Origin of the sequence: Pantoea sp. RSPAM1 (genome assembly GCF_038816185.1) — a bacterium.
Classification (GTDB): domain Bacteria; phylum Pseudomonadota; class Gammaproteobacteria; order Enterobacterales; family Enterobacteriaceae; genus Pantoea; species Pantoea ananatis.
The window spans coordinates 1549532-1567932 of record NZ_CP046137.1 but is presented as its reverse complement, the minus strand read 5'-3'; the positions used below and the strand labels follow the sequence as shown (position 1 = coordinate 1567932).

The following is an 18401-nucleotide window of genomic DNA, read 5'->3' as shown; positions in this document are numbered from 1 at the left end:
GCTTCAGCCACACCGCTGATTACTGGCGGGCCTGGCCGTTAGTGCGTATGATAAACCCCGTTAAAAACAGGAGCCTGTCATGCACACCGTGCTAACGATGAGTTGGCGTTATCTGCGCGCTTTTATCATTATCTATCTTTGCTTATATGCCGGAAACGGCGTGGCCCGGCTGCTGCCCATCACCCTGCCCGGCAGCATTATTGGCATGCTGATTCTGTTTGCGCTGCTTGCATCGCAAATCCTGCCCGTGCGTTGGGTCAAACCGGGTTGCCATCTGATTATTCGCTATATGGCGCTGCTGTTTGTGCCCATCAGCGTTGGCGTCATGAATTACACCGATATTCTTACCGCGCAGTTCGGTCCTGTTGTGGTCTCCTGTCTTGTCAGTACCTTTGCTGTCCTGGCCATTGTAGGGTTAAGCGCGCATAAGCTGCATTCGCGCCCCGTGATCAAAGGGGGCAACGATGAGTGATATCTGGTGGTCGTTGCCACTCACTGTCGGGGCTTTTTTGCTGGCGCGCAAGCTGGCGGCAACGCTGAAAATTCCCCTGCTGAACCCGCTGCTGGTCTCCATGGCGGTGATTATTCCCCTTCTGCTGTTACTGCACATGCCTTATGCCCGCTACTTCGCAGGCAGCGAGATATTGAATCAACTGTTGCAGCCCGCCGTCGTGGCCCTGGCGCTGCCGCTGTATGAGCAGATGCATCAAATTCGCGCCCGCTGGAAATCCATTATTGGCGTCTGTGTGATTGGCAGCCTGACGGCGATGATTTCAGGCACCGCCATCGCGCTGTGGATGGGCGCCACACCAGAAATCGCCGCCACGATTTTGCCGAAATCGGTTACCACGCCGATCGCCATGGCGGTTTCAGCCTCACTGCACGGCATTCCCGCCATCAGCGCCATTTGTGTCCTGATTGCGGGCGTGCTGGGCGCCGTGTTTGGTCATATGTTGCTTAATCTGCTGGGCGTGAAAAGCAAAGCCGCACGAGGGCTGGCGATTGGCAATGCCTCGCATGCGTTGGGAACGGCCAGGGCAGCGGAACTTGATTTTCAGGAAGGTGCCTTCAGCTCGCTGGCGCTGGTGATCTGCGGCATCATCACCTCGTTGCTCGCCCCCTTTATTTTCCCGCTGCTGCTGCACTGGTTTGGCTAAAACTTTGGGAGAGATCTCGCAAAGTTGAAAACTGTAAGACATGTTGCATTGTCAGAGAGACAGAGATCACATATAAACCGATGTCTGGCACATTGCCCTGATGATTGAATGAGGCTTCCATGCATCCACGTTTCCACTCTGCCTTTGAAGTACTTCCAGCTACTCTGCAAACCGCGCTGCGTCCGGTATTGAGCGAGCCGGGATTTGACGCGATGCTGCGGGCCGATCAGGTCACCTTGTTGCAAGAGCAAACTCAACTGGATGCCGATGCGCTGGCACTGGCGCTGCTGCCGGTCGCCGCTGCCTGCGCGGTTGCCACGCTTTCACATTTTAACGTCGGCGCGATCGCGCGCGGCGTCAGCGGCAACTGGTATTTCGGCGCCAATATGGAATTTGCCGGCGCGACCATGCAGCAAACCGTTCATGCCGAACAGAGCGCCGTCACCCATGCCTGGCTGCGCGGTGAATCCCGTCTGGAGACCATTACAGTCAATTACACCCCCTGCGGTCACTGTCGCCAGTTTATGAATGAACTTAACAGCGGCACAGATATTCGCATTAGCCTGCCGCAGCGCGCGGTGCACACGTTGGCGCACTATCTGCCTGACGCATTCGGCCCAGGCGATCTGAATATCACCGAACGCCTGATGGATGATGTGGACCAGGGTTATGTTGCAACGGGCGATGCGCTGTCTCAGGCCGCCGTCAAGGCGGCTAATCGCAGCCATGCGCCTTACAGTCAGGCGTTCAGCGGCGTGGCGTTACAGACCGCCTCCGGCCGGATTTTCAGCGGACGCTATGCAGAAAACGCCGCCTTCAATCCCAGCCTGCCGCCTTTGCAGGCCGCGCTGATTCTACTGAATATGGCGGGAGAATCCTGCCAGGATATTCAGGCTGCCGCATTAGCCCAGACGCCGCAGCCAGCCCTGGACCAGTTCTCTGCAACTCAGGCCACCCTGCACGCCTTGGGTTGCGATAACCTCACGCACCTTACGCTGGCAAAAGCGTAAGATGAGGCACGGTTTTAAACAGTTTCTAAATCTTTTATTTACAAAAGCTGTACATCGGCCAGAAATTTCATAGGATCTGGCGCCAGGTCTTCGTCATCACAATAAAACTGGCGTCACCCTACTCTTTGATTATTGCGCCAGGAAAACTTGCAACCGGAGCATGACTGCATGGAACTCGAATACGAAAGTAAACGCCCGCTATATATTCCCTATGCTGGCCCTATATTGCTGGAATTTCCGCTGCTGAATAAAGGCAGTGCCTTCAGCATCGAAGAGCGTAATGAATTTAACCTCAATGGCTTACTGCCAGAAGCGGTAGAATCCATCGAAGAGCAGGCAAAACGCGCATGGCGTCAGTTTCAGGACTTCAAAAACAACAACGATAAACATGTCTACCTGCGCAACATTCAGGATACCAACGAAACGCTGTTTTATCGTCTGCTGGACAACCATCTCGAAGAGATGATGCCGATTATCTACACGCCAACCGTCGGGGCCGCCTGCGAACACTTCTCAGAAATTTACCGCCGGGCGCGTGGCGTGTTCATCTCCTATCCCAACCGTGCGCACATCGAAGACATGCTGCAAAACGCCACCAAACAAAATGTGAAAGTGATTGTGGTCACTGACGGTGAGCGCATCCTTGGTCTGGGCGATCAGGGCATCGGCGGCATGGGCATTCCAATCGGTAAGCTGTCCCTGTACACCGCCTGTGGCGGCATCAGCCCGGCTTATACCCTGCCGGTGGTGCTGGATGTGGGCACCAATAACCAGCAGCTGCTTAACGATCCGCTCTACATGGGCTGGCGCCATCCCCGTATCACGGGCGAAGAATATGACGAGTTTGTAAACGAGTTTATTCAGGCCGTTAAACGCCGCTGGCCAAAAGTGCTGTTGCAGTTCGAAGATTTTGCACAGAAAAACGCCATGCCGCTGCTAGAGCGCTATCGTGACGAAGTGTGCTGCTTCAATGATGATATTCAGGGTACCGCTGCGGTCACCGTTGGCACCCTGATTGCCGCGAGCCGTGCAGCAGGCAGCCGCCTGTGCGAGCAGAAGGTTGTCTTCCTGGGCGCGGGTTCAGCCGGTTGTGGTATTGCCGAACAGATCATCGCACAGATGAAATCGGAAGGTCTGAGCGACGACGAAGCCCGTGGTCGCGTCATGATGGTGGATCGCTTTGGTTTGCTGACCGACAAACTGCCTAACCTGCTCGATTTCCAGAGCAAGCTGGTGCAGAAAAGCGACAACCTGAAAGACTGGGATACCTCAAATGATGCGATCTCACTGCTGGACGTGGTGCGTAACGCACAGCCAGACATCTTAATCGGTGTGTCAGGTCAGCCTGGGCTGTTCACAGAAGAGATCATCCGTGAAATGCACAAGCACTGCAAACGTCCAATCGTGATGCCGCTTTCTAACCCAACGTCTCGCGTTGAGGCCACGCCGGCAGATATTATTGCCTGGACCGATGGCGCTGCACTGGTCGCGACAGGTAGTCCCTTCTCACCGGTTTCGTGGAACGGTAAGACCTACCCGATCGCCCAGTGTAATAACTCCTACATCTTCCCTGGCATTGGCCTGGGCGTGATTGCATCTGGCGCATCGCGTGTCACCGATACCATGCTGATGACGGCCAGCCGTGCTCTTGCGGATTGCTCACCGCTGGTGAACGACGGTGAAGGCCCGGTTCTGCCTGAAATTAAAGATATTCAGGGCGTGTCGAAGATTATCGCGATGGAAGTGGGCAAAGCTGCCCAGCTCGCGGGCGTCGCGGTGGTGACGTCAGAAGACGTGCTGTCACAGTCTATCGCCAATAATTTCTGGCTGCCTCAATACCGCCACTATCGCCGTACCTCTATCTAAAAACACAGCGCCGGATCCCTGCGGATCCGGCGCTGCTTAAATTTACACCAGCCAGACGGGGGAAACTTGCTTAGCGAGTGACGCTCAAGTAGCCTTGTCCCACCCAAACTCCGGATCTCGAGTGCTCAGGCGCATGTTGAAACGCGTTTTCATTGCTCTGCTTTTCATCATCATAACGATGGTGGCGACGGCGCTCGGCCTTGACCGCTGGATAAGCTGGAAAACGGCACCCTATATCTATGACAACCTTGCTTCCCTTCCCCACCGTCAGGTCGGGGTAGTACTGGGCACGGCCAAATATTATCGCACCGGCGTGATTAACCAGTATTACCTGTACCGCATGCAGGGCGCGCTTAACGCTTATAACAGTGGAAAGGTGAACTACCTGCTGCTGAGCGGGGACAATGCGCAACAAAGCTACAACGAACCCATGACTATGCGACGCGATCTCATCAAAGGTGGCGTCGATCCTGCGGATATTGTGCTGGACTATGCGGGCTTCCGTACGCTGGATTCTATCGTTCGTACGCGTAAGGTATTCGATACTAACGACTTTATTATCATTACCCAACGTTTTCACTGCGAACGAGCACTGTTTATTGCCCTGCATCTCGGAATTCAGGCGCAGTGCTATGCGGTTCCGTCTCCCAAAAATATGCTCAGCGTACGAATGCGTGAAGTCGGTGCGCGACTGGGTGCGCTGGCCGATCTGTTTTTACTGAAGCGCGAACCGCGTTTCCTTGGCCCGCTGGTGCCTATCCCGGCTGTACATGACGTCCCTGAAGATGCACAGAGCTATCCTGCCGTGACACCAGAACAGCTACTGGAACTGGAACAGAAACGCCGTCAGTAATTCCCCCCGTTTACCCGCGTTTAAGTTACAGATGAGCCCGGAATGGCTTATGGCTGCCCCACCTTGCCCGCCTGATGCGGCTGTCAGAAATGAAACAGGAACGCTGCGGCGACATCCGCCAGCCAATTCAGGGGGCGAACCCGTGACGTTGCGCCGGCGCCATAAAAGAAACAGCAATGAAAGAAACAGCGCCCCGACGATGAGCGAACCCCGCAGCACCGCGTAAAAGGACAAAAAAAAGCGGCCCTGAGGCCGCTTGCAACATTGCCACTGCTGTTATTTTTTACGCGAATACTTCAACGAGTCGAGCGCCACAGCGAAGATAATGATGCCGCCCTTGATGATGTACTGCCAGTAAGGGTTGATACCGATATAGGTCAAACCGTAGTTGATGACGGTGAAGATCAACACCCCGGTCACCACACCGGCCACCGTACCGACACCACCGGCAAAGGACACGCCACCGACGACGCAGGCTGCGATAGCATCCAGTTCATACATGAAACCGAGGTTGTTCGTGGCGGAGCCGATACGACCGGCTTCCAGCATACCGCCGAAGGCATAAAACACGCCTGACAAGGCATAAATCAGAATCAGGTTCAGGTTAACGTTCACACCTGACACTTTTGCCGCTTCCGGGTTACCCCCGATAGCAAAAATGTTTTTACCAAAGCGCGTTTTGTTCCACAGAATCCAGACAAACACGGTAGCAATCGCCGCATAGAAGGTGATGTAAGACAGTTTGAAATCACCTATACGCAGGAAGCCTTGTGTGAAAGTTGAGAAGCCATCATAGAAGCCCGCAATCGGTGAGGCCCCAACGAAATCGTAATACAGCGAGTTAATGCCATAAACGATGATCATGGTACCCAACGTCGTGATAAAAGGCGTCACTTTCAGATAGGCAATAATGACACCATTTACCAGACCGATAACGGCACCAATCGCACAAACAATCAGGATAACGACCGGAATCGGCACGGTTTCCAGATGCGGAAACACTTTGTTGACGTTATCCATGGATTGCAGCAATGAGGCGGCCACAATGGCGGCCAGACCCACCTGACGCCCGGCAGACAGGTCGGTACCCTGGGTCACAATCAGCCCCGCCACGCCCAGCGCGATAATGATACGCACCGAAGACTGAGTCAGAATGTTACTCAGGTTCATTAAACTTAAAAATGTCGGATCCTGGAAAATAATAATAGCCAGTAGTACCAGCAGTACGACATAAATGCCGCCCTCTTTCAGCCAGGTTAGCGCATTCTTTTTTGTAGTCGCTTTCATGTTAACAGCCCTTACTTCATTAAAGGTGTAATGACGCTAAACGCAATATTTCGTTCTGCGTGGTCGTTTTCGTATCAACAATGCCGGCGACCAGACCGTTACTCATTACCAGAATACGATCGGTGATGCCCAGCAGCTCTGGCATTTCGGAAGAGATAATAATGATGCCCTTTTCCTTCTTCGCCAGCTCAGCCATCAGCTGATAAATTTCGAATTTGGCCCCCACATCAATACCGCGCGTGGGTTCATCAAGCATTAAGATTTCAGGCTGAGTCAGCAACCAGCGACCAATAATGACCTTCTGTTGGTTACCACCAGAAAGTGAACCAATTTGCGTATGATGCCCTGGCGTTTTTACCCGCATAGCGTCGATAACCCATTGGGTATCGCTTTTCATGCGTTTATTATCCAGCAGACCAACACTGTTCTTATATTTTTTAATATTGGATATCAGGGAATTAAATCCAATATCCAGAAAAGCGTAAATACCGGTAGAACGACGCTCTTCAGTTACCAGCGCAAAACCATGGTTAATGGCTTCATTGGCGGTATGATTGTTAATCGTTTTACCGTGCAGTTTAATTGTGCCGCCCGATTTTTCGCGAATGCCAAACAGCGTTTCAACGATATCGGTACGTTTTGCACCCACTAACCCGGCAATGCCGAGTATCTCCCCTTTACGTAAATCAAAAGAAATATCGCGGATTGAGGGCTGACGCAGCGAGGTCAGATTGCGCACCTCCAGAATGGTTTCACCCGGAACATTGGTGCGATCCGGGAAGCGCTGACTGAGAGAGCGCCCGACCATCATGGAGATGATCTTATCCATGTCCAGCCCTTCAAGCGGCTGAGTCACAATCCACTGACCATCACGCAGGATGGTAATTTCATCGCACAGCTGGAAGATCTCTTCCATTTTATGCGAAATATAAACAATACCGCAGCCGCGATCTTTCAGCTTACGAATAATCGTGAACAGATGATTAACTTCTTTTTCCGTCAACGAGGATGTCGGTTCATCCATGATCACGATTTTGGCGTCATAGGAAAATGCTTTGGCAATCTCAATCATCTGCATTTGCGAGACGGAGAGATGGGCGACTTTATCACGCGGATCGATATTAATATCCAGCTCGTCAAAAATCGCTTTGGTATCACGGTACATTTTGTCCTGATCGACAAAAAGGCCTTTGCGTGGATAACGCCCAAGCCACATGTTGTCCATCACGGTACGCTGTAATACCAGGTTTAATTCCTGGTGCACCATCGACACGCCGTTTTCCAGCGCTTCTTTGGAGCTTTTGTAATCTATTTCCTGCCCTTGAAAAAGAATGCTGCCTGTATCTTTTTTATAGATACCAAATAAACACTTTAACAATGTCGATTTACCAGCGCCGTTTTCACCCATTAGTGCATGAACGGAGTGAGGCCGCACTTTTAAATTAACGTTGTCGAGAGCTTTCACGCCGGGAAATGATTTACTGACGTTGGTCATTTCCAGCAGATATTCGCGCTGCGCGGTCGTATTATCACTGGCCATAATTTACCTGGCTACAAAACGGTGATGACATAAAAAAGGCGCAGCAGCTGCCGCGCCCGTCTGCAAAGAGTTATTTCTGGAACTGAGACAGGTTTTCCTGATCAACCGGTACGTAAGGTACGCGAACAATCTTATCAACCATCTTGAAGTTGGTGCCTTCAGTTGCCGGTTTACCATCAGCAAGGTTCTTGGCCATATCGATGGTGGCTTTCGCCTGGTTTTCTGCATCGTTCAGCACAGTACCGGCCATCGCGCCAGATTTAACCAGCGCCAGTGCCTCAGGTAAGGCGTCAACACCGAAGACCGGAATAGAGGACATGTTGTGTGCTTTCAGCGCTTCAACGGCGCCCATTGCCATGGCATCGTTGTTAGCAATTACCACTTCGATTTTCTTGGCGTTAGGACCTGACAGCCAGGCATCCATCTTGTCTTTCGCCTGAGCGGTATCCCACATCGCCGTATCCATCGCTAACTGCTGGGTTTTCATGCCATCTTTGTTCAGCGTATCGATAACATATTTAGTACGCGCTTCGGCATCCGGATGGCCCGGCTCGCCTTTCAGCAGCACATACTGGATCACACCGTCTTTGTTCAGATCCCAGGCTGGGGTTGCTTTCCAGTGCTTCTCAATCAGTTTGCCCTGAATCACGCCAGACTCTTTTGAGTCGGTACCCACGTAGTAAGCTTTGTCATAGCTGGCCAGCACTTTCGCGTTTGGCTCTTTGTTGAAGAACACCACGGGAATGTCGTTAGCACGGGCTTTCTGAACAACCACCGCAGCCGCGGCCGGATCGACCAGGTTAATCGCCAGCGCTTTCACGCCTTTTGCCATCAGCACGTCAATTTGATCGTTCTGTTTAGACTGGTCGTTCTGCGAGTCATTCATCAGCAGCTGAATGCCGCCCAGCGTCTTGGCTTCTTTCTCGATATCTTTACGTACCATCGACATGAAGTTGTCGTCGTATTTGTAAATGGTTACGCCGATACGCGTGTCAGCGGCATGCGCCGTTGCACCAAACATCATGCTGGCAACCAGTGCTGTGAGCGTGAAAACCTTCTTATTCATGGTATCTCCGGTTTTTTTTGCAGGGTCTTTTTTTGTTCTGCCGCGCAGATGGCGTTAGAACATCAGGTAGAATTATTCGGCGAGGCAGGATGCGCTCACTATCAGGCTGAGCCACTGCTGTGCCATGCAAAACTCAACTTCCGTGACTTCCGTGTAGGCTACTGCATCCATAGTGCGTGTCATGAACCATGTAAACCGGCGACCAGGCCGGTGCCCTCAACAGGAGAGTGGCGTTACATAATGTTTCAGTACTGTAAGACGCTGCCATCATAGTGATAGCAATGTTAATTAACTGTGAATACAATCACAGATTGAAAACGGTTACATCGTGGAATCGCCTGAATTAGTGACGGACTCCACAATTTGCTTTTGCGCTACGGAATGGCGGCGTACCAGCGTCGGCATAAAGATGTGTTTTGCACTGCTGTCAATGCAGCCCGCGGCCCCCTGAAGCGCCAGTTCTGTGGCAAGTTTCGCCATTGAAACAATAGGATAGCGAACAGTGGTCAGTTGCGGATCGGTGTATCGTGAAATCGGAATATCGTCGAAGCCCACCACGGAAAAATGCTGAGGGACCTGGATTCCGTTGTCTTTGAGGGCCGTAAGCGCGCCTGCCGCCATGCTGTCGTTATAGGCGAATATGGCGCTCAGATTGAGATTGCGCCCCAGCAGTTCAACCATTGCGGCTTCGCCGCCCTGCATGTCGGGTTCGGCGCTGGCTATCCAGCTTTCCTGCGGACGAATCCCCTGCTCTGTCAGAGCCTGTAGCCAGCCTTCACGCCGCTGTGTCACGTCTTCAATGGGATGACTGGAACACAAATAGCCAATACGACAATGCCCCTGTTGCAGCAGCATTCTTGAAGCCATCAATGCGCCCGTTACATTATCAAGGCTGACACAGCGATGCTCGAAACCCGGCACGATACGGTTAATCACCACCATACCGGGCACCTGGCTCATAAAATCGGCTAATTCGGCGTCTGAAAGCGTTTTCGCGTGCACCACCAGCGCATTGCAGCGCTGGCGTATCAGCACTTCAATGGCGTGGCGTTCTTTTTCTTCATGGTGCCAGGAGTTACTGATCAGAACATGCTTGTGCACCCGCTGTGCCACGGTATCTACCGCCTTCACCAGCGCGCCGAAAAAGGGGTCGGAAACATCCATAACCACCACCCCGATGGTATCACTCACCTGGGTAGCCAGCGCCTGAGCGTTGGCGTTTGGGCGATAGCCCAGAGCGTCAACCGCCTGTAACACGACGTCACGTGTTTCAGCGGTGACCGCGCTGCTGTTATTTAGTACGCGCGAAACGGTGGCCACTGACACACCGGCCTGACGCGCAACATCACGAATTGTTATCATGCAGCACTTCCAGAGAGATAAGGCATTACGCCAGTTACAACACCGGCGCTATTTTGTCAGGGAAGATCGTCACACAGCGTGAATTACGTCACATCAATGAAAACGGTTACATACAATTCTGTAACCTTTGTGATGGCGGTCATCATCTTTCAGAGGGGGAGGCGGCCGGGGCACCTGCGGCAATCTGCGTCAGGCGACGCCAGATCCATTCGAGGGGGCCCTGCGGGAAGTAACGCAGCCACAGCACGGAAAACAGCAGATTAACGCACCAGATGACGGGCACCAGCATCACCAGCTGCAGGCGTGAGAAATGCATAAACTCGCCGAAGCGATAAAAGAGCGTGGTACAGATCAGGGATTGCAACAGGTAGTTGCTGAGCGCCATTCGACCTACGCAACAAATGGCATAGCTCAGCCGCCAGCGCTGGACAGAAGACCAAAAGCCGAAACACAATGCCGCATAGCCGAGGCTGATGAGCGGACTGGCCAGATCGCGCGGCAGTTGCAGATAAAACGCGCTCCAGCGGTAGTCCCAGTTAACCCACCACTGTGCGGCAACGCCCGCGGCCGCCATCAGCAAACCCAGCGGCAGCAACAGCGCGGCAACGCGTCGATAGTGCTGTAGCGGAAAGGTTCCTTTCAGCCAACCGCAGCGCACCAGCGCCGCCCCCAGCATCATCAGTCCCGCCAGTTGCCAGCCGTACTGGGCCACCAGCGCCATCAATCCCGACGAAAGGTGATCTAAACGAATCTGCACGGCGGCCAGACCGCCCGTGAGCTTCCAGAACTGCTCGTACTGGATCGCTGCAGCGCCCGGGAGCCATGAGGGCGACGGTTCAGGGCTGGAGATCAAGCCAAATACCAGCAACACGGCGCATCCCATCAGATAGAGCAGAATTCCGGTGTTAATTAACCCCCGGGTAGAGGGAACGTCGCGTAGCATACGCCAGATAACCAGCCCGATAATGCCGTAATCCAGCAAAATATCGCCTTCCCAGATAAATACGCTGTGAATCAATCCCAGCATCACTAACAGGGATAAACGGGCAGTCAGCCAGCGGCTACCGCGTGACAGCTGCATCTGCAGGCCTGCCCCAAACAGCAGGGCGAACAGCGTCAGGAATTTGAGCTGGGCAAAGACATCGGAAATAGCCCACGTCCAGGCATCAGAAAGGGTGATGCTGCCCTGCCAGGCAGGATTAAGATAGGCAGCAGAAGGTAAACCAAAGCCAATAATATTTAACAACAGAATGCCGAGGATGGCACAGCCCCGAATAAAATCCAGCACGAGGTAGCGTTGCATGTGGGATCCTGATGTCTCAGGCGGGCGACCGTCGCGCCCGCCCGTCAGCTTTAGTTATGACGCACCGCGCGCAGGAATTCCTGACGGGTATTTTGACTGGATTTAAACAGCCCACCCAGCGAGGTCGTGGTCGTCGCGCTGGTGGCATCCTTCACGCCGCGCGCTTTCACACAGTAGTGAACGGCATCGATCGAAACGGCAACGTTGTTCGTTCCCAACAGCGTTTGCAGCGCCAGCAGGACCTGCTGCGTTAAACGCTCCTGCACCTGAGGCCGCTGCGCAAAGAACTGCACGATGCGGTTGATTTTCGATAAGCCGATCACCTTATCTTTAGGGATATACGCGACGGTGGCTTTCCCGTCGATAATCACAAAGTGATGTTCGCAGGTGCTGGTCAGCGTAATGTCGCGAACCGTCACCATCTCATCCACTTTCATCTTGTTTTCGATGAGCGTGATTTTGGGGAAGTTGGCATAATCGAGACCGGAAAAGACTTCATCCACATACATTTTGGCGATGCGATGCGGGGTTTCCATCAGGCTGTCATCTTCAAGATCCAGATTCAGCAGCTGCATGATTTCCGTCATATGGCCAGCAATCAGGCTCTTACGCGTTTCATCGTCTATTTCACGCGTGGGTGCGCGCAGCGGCGTTTCCAGCCCACGCGCCAGCAGCGCTTCGTGGACCAGTGCCGCTTCCTGACTCAAGGTGCTCATCTTACTCTTCTCCGGCAGGTGTTGCGCCCGCCGTCTGTTGCCAGCGGGTCATATTTCTGAGTGCGTATTGTGAAACTTTCTGTGCAGGGAATCCAGCAATCAATCCGATTGGAGATGAAAGCTTTTCACGCGTCCCGCCGCCAGACCAGAAGCCCTGCGACGATCAGACTGCCCCCCGCCACCCACAGTGCGGGTTCGAGACGATGAAGAAACAGCGTTGACAGCGAGGAGAGCATGGGCCCTGCCAGTTGTCCAACCGCATAGCCGGTTGTCAGCAGGCCGGCCATATAACGTATATGCTGCGGTGCCAGTTCACGGGCACAGAGAAAAGACAGCTGTACCACACACAGAAAGCCGCCTCCTACCAGCAGCGCGCCGATAAGCAGCCCACTGAACCCCGGCAGCAATGCGGCCGCCAGCACACCCAGCGCCTGGGCCCACAGGGCCATCGCCAGGCGGGCATGACTGCTCCCCGAATTGCGCGTGACAATGCCCAGAACAATACCGATGACCGCCGCACCGCCGAATATCGGCCAGACAAATTGTGCCACAGCACTGCCTGGAAAACGCACGGCAGCCATTTGTGAAAGAAATGTCGCGGGGAGAATATAGCCAAAGCCCGCCAGGCTGTAACTCAGAACCAGCCGCCGGAGGTTGCGGGTCAGCACCAGCGACTGCGGTGCCTGCTCCGGACGATGCAGCTCACCCTTGCGCGGCAGATTTCGGCTAATGAGCGCCACCAATAGCGCCGCCAGCGCGGCATAAACCCACCAGGCCAGCGCCGCTGAAACCTGATAACTGTGCAAGCTCACCGCGAGCAGACCGCTGATAAAAATGCCAGCACCCGGTCCGGCAAAGACGGCTGCCGACAGCCCCGGACGACCATACTGATGCAACTGCTCGTTGCTCCACGCCGCCGCCAGCACCAGGGCGCATCCGCTGGCCCAGCCGATGGCAAAGCGAATAATGCCATGCCACCACGGCCCGTCGGCAAAGGCCGACAGTGCCGTCAGCACCACGGCGCCCCACGTTCCAAGTTGCAGTCGCAACGCGACCTTATGGCGTGCGCGCATGGCATCGACAGACCCGCACAGGTAGCCCAGATAGTTTAATGCTGCCACCAGGCTGGCGCTGGTCAGCGTTAGCTGGTGCGCCTGAATCATCAGGGGAACCTGCGGGGTAAAGGCAAAGCGCCCGATTCCCATTACAACAAACAACGTCAAAAATGCACTTATTGCCACGCGAAACGCCATCTGGCACCTCAGTTTTTTACACAGAAACTTGCTTATAGCATGAACGATGCTTACACTCACAAAAAGTGAATAATCTTAAGCAACTTGTTTACAGGAAGAGAACACTATGGATTTAGTTCAGTTACGTATGTTCTGTTCCGTGGCAGAAAGCGGTTCCCTGGCCCGTGCTGCGGAACAGCTGCATCGGGTTCCCTCCAACCTCACAACGCGTCTGCGTCAGCTGGAAGAGGAACTGGGTGTCGATCTGTTTATTCGCGAAAAACAGCGCATTCGCCTGTCGCCCATGGGCCATAATTTCCTTAACTACGCCCAGCGTATTCTGGCCCTGAGTGATGAAGCATTAAATATGACCCGAGCGGGTAAACCCGGCGGGAATTTTGCACTTGGCTCGATGGAGAGTACCGCCGCGACGCGCCTGCCTGGCCTTCTCGCTGCCTTCCATCAGCGTTTTCCTGCTGTCGCCTTATCGCTGATCACGGGCACCTCAGGGGAAATTATTGATCGAGTACGTGAAGGCACGCTGGCCGCGGCCCTGGTCGATGGCCCGGTTCAGCACGACGATCTGAACGGCTGTATTGCATTTCGTGAGGAAATGGTCCTGATCACCGATCTTGATCATATCCCGGTAACCTGCGCGCGCGACACGCAAGACGATACCCTGTTTGCCTTTCGCAACAGCTGTTCTTACCGGGTTAAACTTGAAGCCTGGTACCGCGACAGCCAGGCCGCGCCTGACAGCGTGATGGAGATTCAGTCTTACCATGCCATGCTGGCCTGTGTCGCAGGCGGCGCGGGCGTGGCTATGATTCCCGCGTCGGTGCTGAAACAGATGCCAGACCGCGCCCGTGTTCAGGTTCACAGCCTGCCGGCTGAATATCGCAACACCGCCACCTGGCTGATGTGGCGACGCGATGCCTTCACGCCCAACGTTGAGGCGCTGAAGTATCTTATTATTGAACAATTTCACGATCGTCCGCTCAATGACGAGCTGATGCATCCATTGCAGGCGGCGGAATAGAGTTTTCGCGCTATTTTTAACTTATCACGACCATCCAGACGCCACATCGCGTCACAATCTGACTGGAAGAGGGATTGCATGAACATGATCAAAACCCGTGCCGCCGTAGCCTGGGCCGCAGGCGAACCGCTTAAAATCGAAGAAGTGGATCTTATGCCGCCGCAGAAAGGGGAAGTGCTGGTACGTATCGTCGCCACCGGCGTCTGCCATACAGATGCGTATACGCTGTCCGGCAGCGATCCTGAAGGCGTGTTCCCGGCGATTCTGGGCCACGAAGGCGGTGGCATTGTTGAAGCGGTCGGCGAAGGCGTGACCAGCGTTGAAGTGGGCGATCACGTGATCCCGCTTTACACGCCAGAATGTGGTCAATGTAAATTCTGCCTGTCCGGTAAAACGAATCTGTGTCAGGCCATTCGCACCACGCAGGGCAAAGGTCTGATGCCTGACGGTACCACGCGTTTCTTTAAAGACGGCAAGCCGATTTTCCACTACATGGGCACGTCAACCTTCTCTGAATATACCGTCGTGCCTGAAATCTCCCTGGCGAAAATCAGTAAAGACGCGCCACTGGAAGAAGTGTGCCTGCTGGGTTGTGGCGTAACCACCGGTATGGGTGCAGTGATGAATACCGCCAAGGTTAAAGAAGGCGATACCGTTGCCATCTTTGGGCTGGGCGGCATTGGTCTGTCAGCGATTATCGGCGCAAAAATGGCCAAAGCGGGCCGCATTATTGGTATTGATATCAACACCAGTAAGTTTGATCTGGCGCGTAAGCTCGGTGCCACCGACCTGATTAACCCGAAAGACTATGACAAGCCTATTCAGGACGTGATTGTTGAACTCACCGACGGCGGCGTGGATTATTCCTTTGAATGTATCGGTAACGTCAATGTGATGCGCTCTGCTCTGGAGTGCTGCCACAAGGGCTGGGGCGAGTCAGTGATCATCGGCGTTGCAGGCGCAGGTCAGGAGATTTCAACGCGTCCATTCCAGCTGGTAACCGGCCGCGTCTGGCGCGGCTCTGCTTTCGGTGGCGTGAAAGGCCGTTCACAACTTCCCGGTATCGTGCAGGATTATCTTGATGGGAAATTTGCTCTGAACGATTTCATTACCCATACCATGCCGCTTGAAGAGATTAATGACGCCTTTGATTTAATGCATGAAGGGAAATCGATCCGCTCCGTCGTGCATTTTAACAAGTAACCGGGGGCGCTATCTATGACATCTACTCTGGAGCTGCTGGAAGAGCATCGTATTTTTGGCGGCTGGCAGCAGCGCTGGCGTCATCAGTCGCAGGTGCTTAGCTGCCCAATGACGTTCAGTATCTATTTGCCGAGTCCGCGCGGTGATTCCCCGCCGCCGGTGGTGTGGTTTTTGGCGGGGCTGACCTGCAACGACGAGAACTTCACCACCAAGGCTGGCGCACAGCGTGTCGCTGCCGAGCTGGGCCTGGTGTTAATTATGCCGGACACCAGCCCACGCGGTGAGCAGGTTGCAAATGATGAAGGCTATGACCTGGGTCAGGGCGCAGGTTTTTACCTGAACGCCACGCAACAGCCCTGGGCGGATCATTACCGTATGTTCGATTACCTGAGTGACGAGCTGCCTGAGCTGGTTGCCGATAACTTCAAGGTTAGCGAACGTCAGTCGATAATGGGCCACTCCATGGGCGGACACGGTGCGCTGATGCTGGCATTACGTCTGGGAAACCGCTTTGCGTCGGCTTCGGCCTTTGCGCCCATCGTTAACCCTTGTGAGGTTCCGTGGGGCCAGAAAGCATTCACGGCCTATCTGGGGGACGATCGCCAGGCCTGGCTCGCCTACGACAGCTGCCAGCTGATGCGGGAGGTTCAGCATCGTCTGCCGTTGTTGATCGATCAGGGCGACAGCGATCAGTTCCTGGCAGATCAGCTGCAGCCGGAGCGCTTAGAAGCGATCGCGCAGGAAATGGGCTTCCCGCTGACCCTGCGCATCCAGCCTGGCTACGATCACAGCTACTTCTTTATTGCCAGCTTTGTCGAAGAGCATCTGCGCTTCCATGCGCAGCACCTGCTGGTAGGGTGATTTAACACAGGGGATTGCCAGTGCAATCCCCTGATTTCAAGACAGTCCTTCCTGTACCAGCCCGTCAATCATGACCTGCGGTGTGCCGCGTGAACAGTGCTCAATACGGCCCTGTACGCCGTATACCTGCGCCAGGGTTGCTGGGGTGATGACGCTATCCGGCGCGCCCTCGGCAATTAACCTGCCTGCCTTAAGCATCACGGCATGCTGAGCGTGGCGTAAGGCAATATTGATATCGTGCACCACCACCACCGTGACCATATTACGCAGCGCGGTTTCACGCCGTACCAAATCCATCACGTGGAACTGGTAGTTTAAATCCAGCGCGCTGAGCGGTTCGTCCAGCAGCAGCAGCGCAGGCCGACGAATCAGCGACTGCGCCAGACCCACTAACTGTTTCTGTCCACCGGAGAGCTGGTCGAGGTAACGCATGGCCAGATGTGCAATGCCCAGTTGCTCCAGCAGCGCCATCACGTCCGCCTCGCTGGCGGCACGTTGTAAACCACTGGAGGCGCGCTGTGCCACGATAATCGACTCCAGAACGTGCAGATGAACGCCAGCCGGCAGCGACTGGGGCAGATAGACGACCTGTCTGGCACGCTGCGCGAAAGGCTGAGTCATCAGGTCTTCCCCGTTGAGCCACAGCTCGCCCTGCCCTTTATTCAGTCCGGCCAGCGCACGCAGCAGCGTAGATTTGCCACAGCCGTTCGGTCCTAGCAGAACCGTAATCTCCCCACGCGGCAGGCGCGCCACATTCAGGTTTTCAATGACCTGGCGTTTGGGATAACCGGTCGTGAAGCCGCGCAGGCTTAATCCTTGCTCCCTCATACTGTCCCCCGGTGACGCAGAATAATACTCAGGAAGAACGGTACGCCAATCAGCGAAGTCACAATGCCCACCGGCACGATGGCGCCGGGAATAAGGTTTTTCGATGCCACAGAAGCCAGCGACAACACCAGGGCACCGGTCAGCGCGCTGGCCGGCAAATAGAAGCGATGATCTTCCCCAAACATCATGCGGGCAATATGCGGCGCCACCAGCCCAATAAAGCCAATCGGCCCGACGAAGGCGACGGCCAGCGCGGACAGTACGCTGATACGGAGCAGCGTGGCCAGGCGTAAACGACGAACATCAATACCAAAACTGATCGCCCTGTCTTCACCCAGGCGCAACGCGGTAAGTTTCCAGCTGCTGAGCATAGAGAAGGGAACCAGCAGCGCAAAGGCCGCACTCAGTACGCCCAGCTTTTCCCAGGAGGCGCGCGCCAGGCTGCCCATGGTCCAAAACACCAGCCCCTGTAACGTATCTTCGCTGGCGATAAACTGCATCATTGAAACCAGGGCGTTAAAAGTAAACACCAGGGCGATACCAAACAGCACCACACCGGACGATGACACCTGAGTCCATCGCGTAATGCCATCCAGCATCAACGCGGCAAACAGGGCAAACAGAAAGGCGTTGGCCGAGATAAACCACTGCCCGGAGATGCCCGGAATCCCCACGCCCAGAATAATCGCCAGTGCTGCACCGAACGCCGCCGCAGAAGACACGCCCAGCGTGAACGGGCTGGCGAGCGGATTATTCAGGATCGTTTGCATTTCGGCGCCGGCAAGGCCCAGCGCCAGGCCAACAACAATCGCCATCAAGGCATAAGGCAGGCGAATATCCCAGACGATTACGCGGGTACCTGCATCGACGCTCTCAGGAGAGAGCAGCGTGTGCCACAACACGGACAAAGAGAGCCCGGCCGGACCGAGCGTAAAATCAAGAACGAGTGAGGCGAGTATCGCTATCAGCAGCGCACCCAGCCAGAAGATTCGGCGGCGCACAACCTGATGATAGTTTTTTAATGTGTGCTGATGATCTGCTTCAGCACCGATCAACGAGGATTCCGTTGTCATGATTC

17 protein-coding genes are annotated in these 18401 nt (G+C 54.5%); 8 read left to right on the top strand and 9 right to left on the bottom strand.

Annotated elements, in window-relative coordinates:
- Positions 1-79: 79 nt before the first annotated feature.
- From GKC68_RS07900 to sanA, 5 genes are all read left to right on the top strand, one after another.
- Positions 80-472: a CidA/LrgA family protein gene (locus tag GKC68_RS07900; RefSeq protein WP_252294571.1), complete on the top strand. Its 393-nt coding sequence runs from the start codon at positions 80-82 to the stop codon at positions 470-472.
- The gene (locus GKC68_RS07895) at positions 465-1157 is read left to right on the top strand and encodes a CidB/LrgB family autolysis modulator (RefSeq protein WP_014594105.1); all 693 of its coding nucleotides are present in this window, start codon (positions 465-467) and stop codon (positions 1155-1157) included. Before GKC68_RS07900 ends, GKC68_RS07895 begins: the two co-directional genes overlap by 8 nt.
- Before the next feature lie 119 nt (positions 1158-1276).
- The gene (gene cdd / locus GKC68_RS07890) at positions 1277-2167 is read left to right on the top strand and encodes a cytidine deaminase (RefSeq protein WP_058706220.1); all 891 of its coding nucleotides are present in this window, start codon (positions 1277-1279) and stop codon (positions 2165-2167) included.
- Positions 2168-2335: 168 nt separating this feature from the next.
- Complete coding sequence (locus GKC68_RS07885; protein WP_028724906.1) at positions 2336-4033, top strand: NAD-dependent malic enzyme; 1698 nt, start codon at positions 2336-2338, stop codon at positions 4031-4033.
- A 133-nt stretch (positions 4034-4166) separates the two neighbouring features.
- On the top strand, positions 4167-4886 hold the full coding sequence (gene sanA / locus GKC68_RS07880) for an outer membrane permeability protein SanA (protein ID WP_028724907.1): 720 nt from the start codon (positions 4167-4169) through the stop codon (positions 4884-4886).
- A gap of 276 nt (positions 4887-5162) precedes the next feature.
- Here sanA and mglC read toward each other — a convergent pair whose 3' ends face one another.
- From mglC to GKC68_RS07845, 7 genes are all read right to left on the bottom strand, one after another.
- Positions 5163-6173 (bottom strand): galactose/methyl galactoside ABC transporter permease MglC, encoded by a 1011-nt coding sequence (mglC, locus tag GKC68_RS07875; RefSeq protein ID WP_028724908.1) that lies wholly within the window; start codon positions 6171-6173, stop codon positions 5163-5165.
- Between the two features lie 19 nt (positions 6174-6192).
- Positions 6193-7713, bottom strand: a complete 1521-nt coding sequence (gene mglA / locus GKC68_RS07870; RefSeq protein ID WP_028724909.1) for a galactose/methyl galactoside ABC transporter ATP-binding protein MglA — start codon at positions 7711-7713, stop codon at positions 6193-6195.
- Between the two features lie 70 nt (positions 7714-7783).
- Positions 7784-8779 carry a galactose/glucose ABC transporter substrate-binding protein MglB gene (gene mglB / locus GKC68_RS07865; RefSeq protein ID WP_028724910.1) on the bottom strand — a complete coding sequence of 332 codons (996 nt, stop codon included), beginning with the start codon at positions 8777-8779 and terminating at the stop codon, positions 7784-7786.
- Positions 8780-9100: 321 nt separating this feature from the next.
- Entirely contained in the window at positions 9101-10141 is a 1041-nt protein-coding gene (gene galS, locus GKC68_RS07860) for an HTH-type transcriptional regulator GalS (RefSeq protein WP_028724911.1), read from the bottom strand.
- Between the two features lie 142 nt (positions 10142-10283).
- Positions 10284-11444: a DUF418 domain-containing protein YeiB gene (gene yeiB, locus GKC68_RS07855; RefSeq protein WP_110145386.1), complete on the bottom strand. Its 1161-nt coding sequence runs from the start codon at positions 11442-11444 to the stop codon at positions 10284-10286.
- Between the two features lie 50 nt (positions 11445-11494).
- On the bottom strand, positions 11495-12160 hold the full coding sequence (folE, locus tag GKC68_RS07850) for a GTP cyclohydrolase I FolE (protein ID WP_014594111.1): 666 nt from the start codon (positions 12158-12160) through the stop codon (positions 11495-11497).
- 125 nt (positions 12161-12285) lie between these two features.
- Positions 12286-13413 carry a YbfB/YjiJ family MFS transporter gene (locus GKC68_RS07845; protein WP_342656733.1) on the bottom strand — a complete coding sequence of 376 codons (1128 nt, stop codon included), beginning with the start codon at positions 13411-13413 and terminating at the stop codon, positions 12286-12288.
- 106 nt (positions 13414-13519) lie between these two features.
- On the opposite strand from GKC68_RS07845, the gene GKC68_RS07840 reads away from it, so the two are divergent.
- From GKC68_RS07840 to fghA, 3 genes are all read left to right on the top strand, one after another.
- Positions 13520-14431 carry a LysR family transcriptional regulator gene (locus tag GKC68_RS07840; RefSeq protein WP_047714119.1) on the top strand — a complete coding sequence of 304 codons (912 nt, stop codon included), beginning with the start codon at positions 13520-13522 and terminating at the stop codon, positions 14429-14431.
- Between the two features lie 78 nt (positions 14432-14509).
- Positions 14510-15634, top strand: a complete 1125-nt coding sequence (locus GKC68_RS07835) for an S-(hydroxymethyl)glutathione dehydrogenase/class III alcohol dehydrogenase (RefSeq protein ID WP_028724915.1) — start codon at positions 14510-14512, stop codon at positions 15632-15634.
- Between the two features lie 15 nt (positions 15635-15649).
- Positions 15650-16495 (top strand): S-formylglutathione hydrolase, encoded by an 846-nt coding sequence (gene fghA / locus GKC68_RS07830; protein ID WP_058706215.1) that lies wholly within the window; start codon positions 15650-15652, stop codon positions 16493-16495.
- A 36-nt stretch (positions 16496-16531) separates the two neighbouring features.
- On the opposite strand, the gene GKC68_RS07825 is transcribed toward fghA, so the two are convergent.
- Together GKC68_RS07825 and GKC68_RS07820 are read right to left on the bottom strand one after the other, a co-directional pair.
- On the bottom strand, positions 16532-17323 hold the full coding sequence (locus tag GKC68_RS07825) for an ABC transporter ATP-binding protein (RefSeq protein ID WP_058706214.1): 792 nt from the start codon (positions 17321-17323) through the stop codon (positions 16532-16534).
- Positions 17320-18396 (bottom strand): iron ABC transporter permease, encoded by a 1077-nt coding sequence (locus tag GKC68_RS07820; protein WP_028724918.1) that lies wholly within the window; start codon positions 18394-18396, stop codon positions 17320-17322. The genes GKC68_RS07825 and GKC68_RS07820 overlap by 4 nt, the downstream gene beginning before the upstream one ends.
- Positions 18397-18401: the final 5 nt, after the last annotated feature.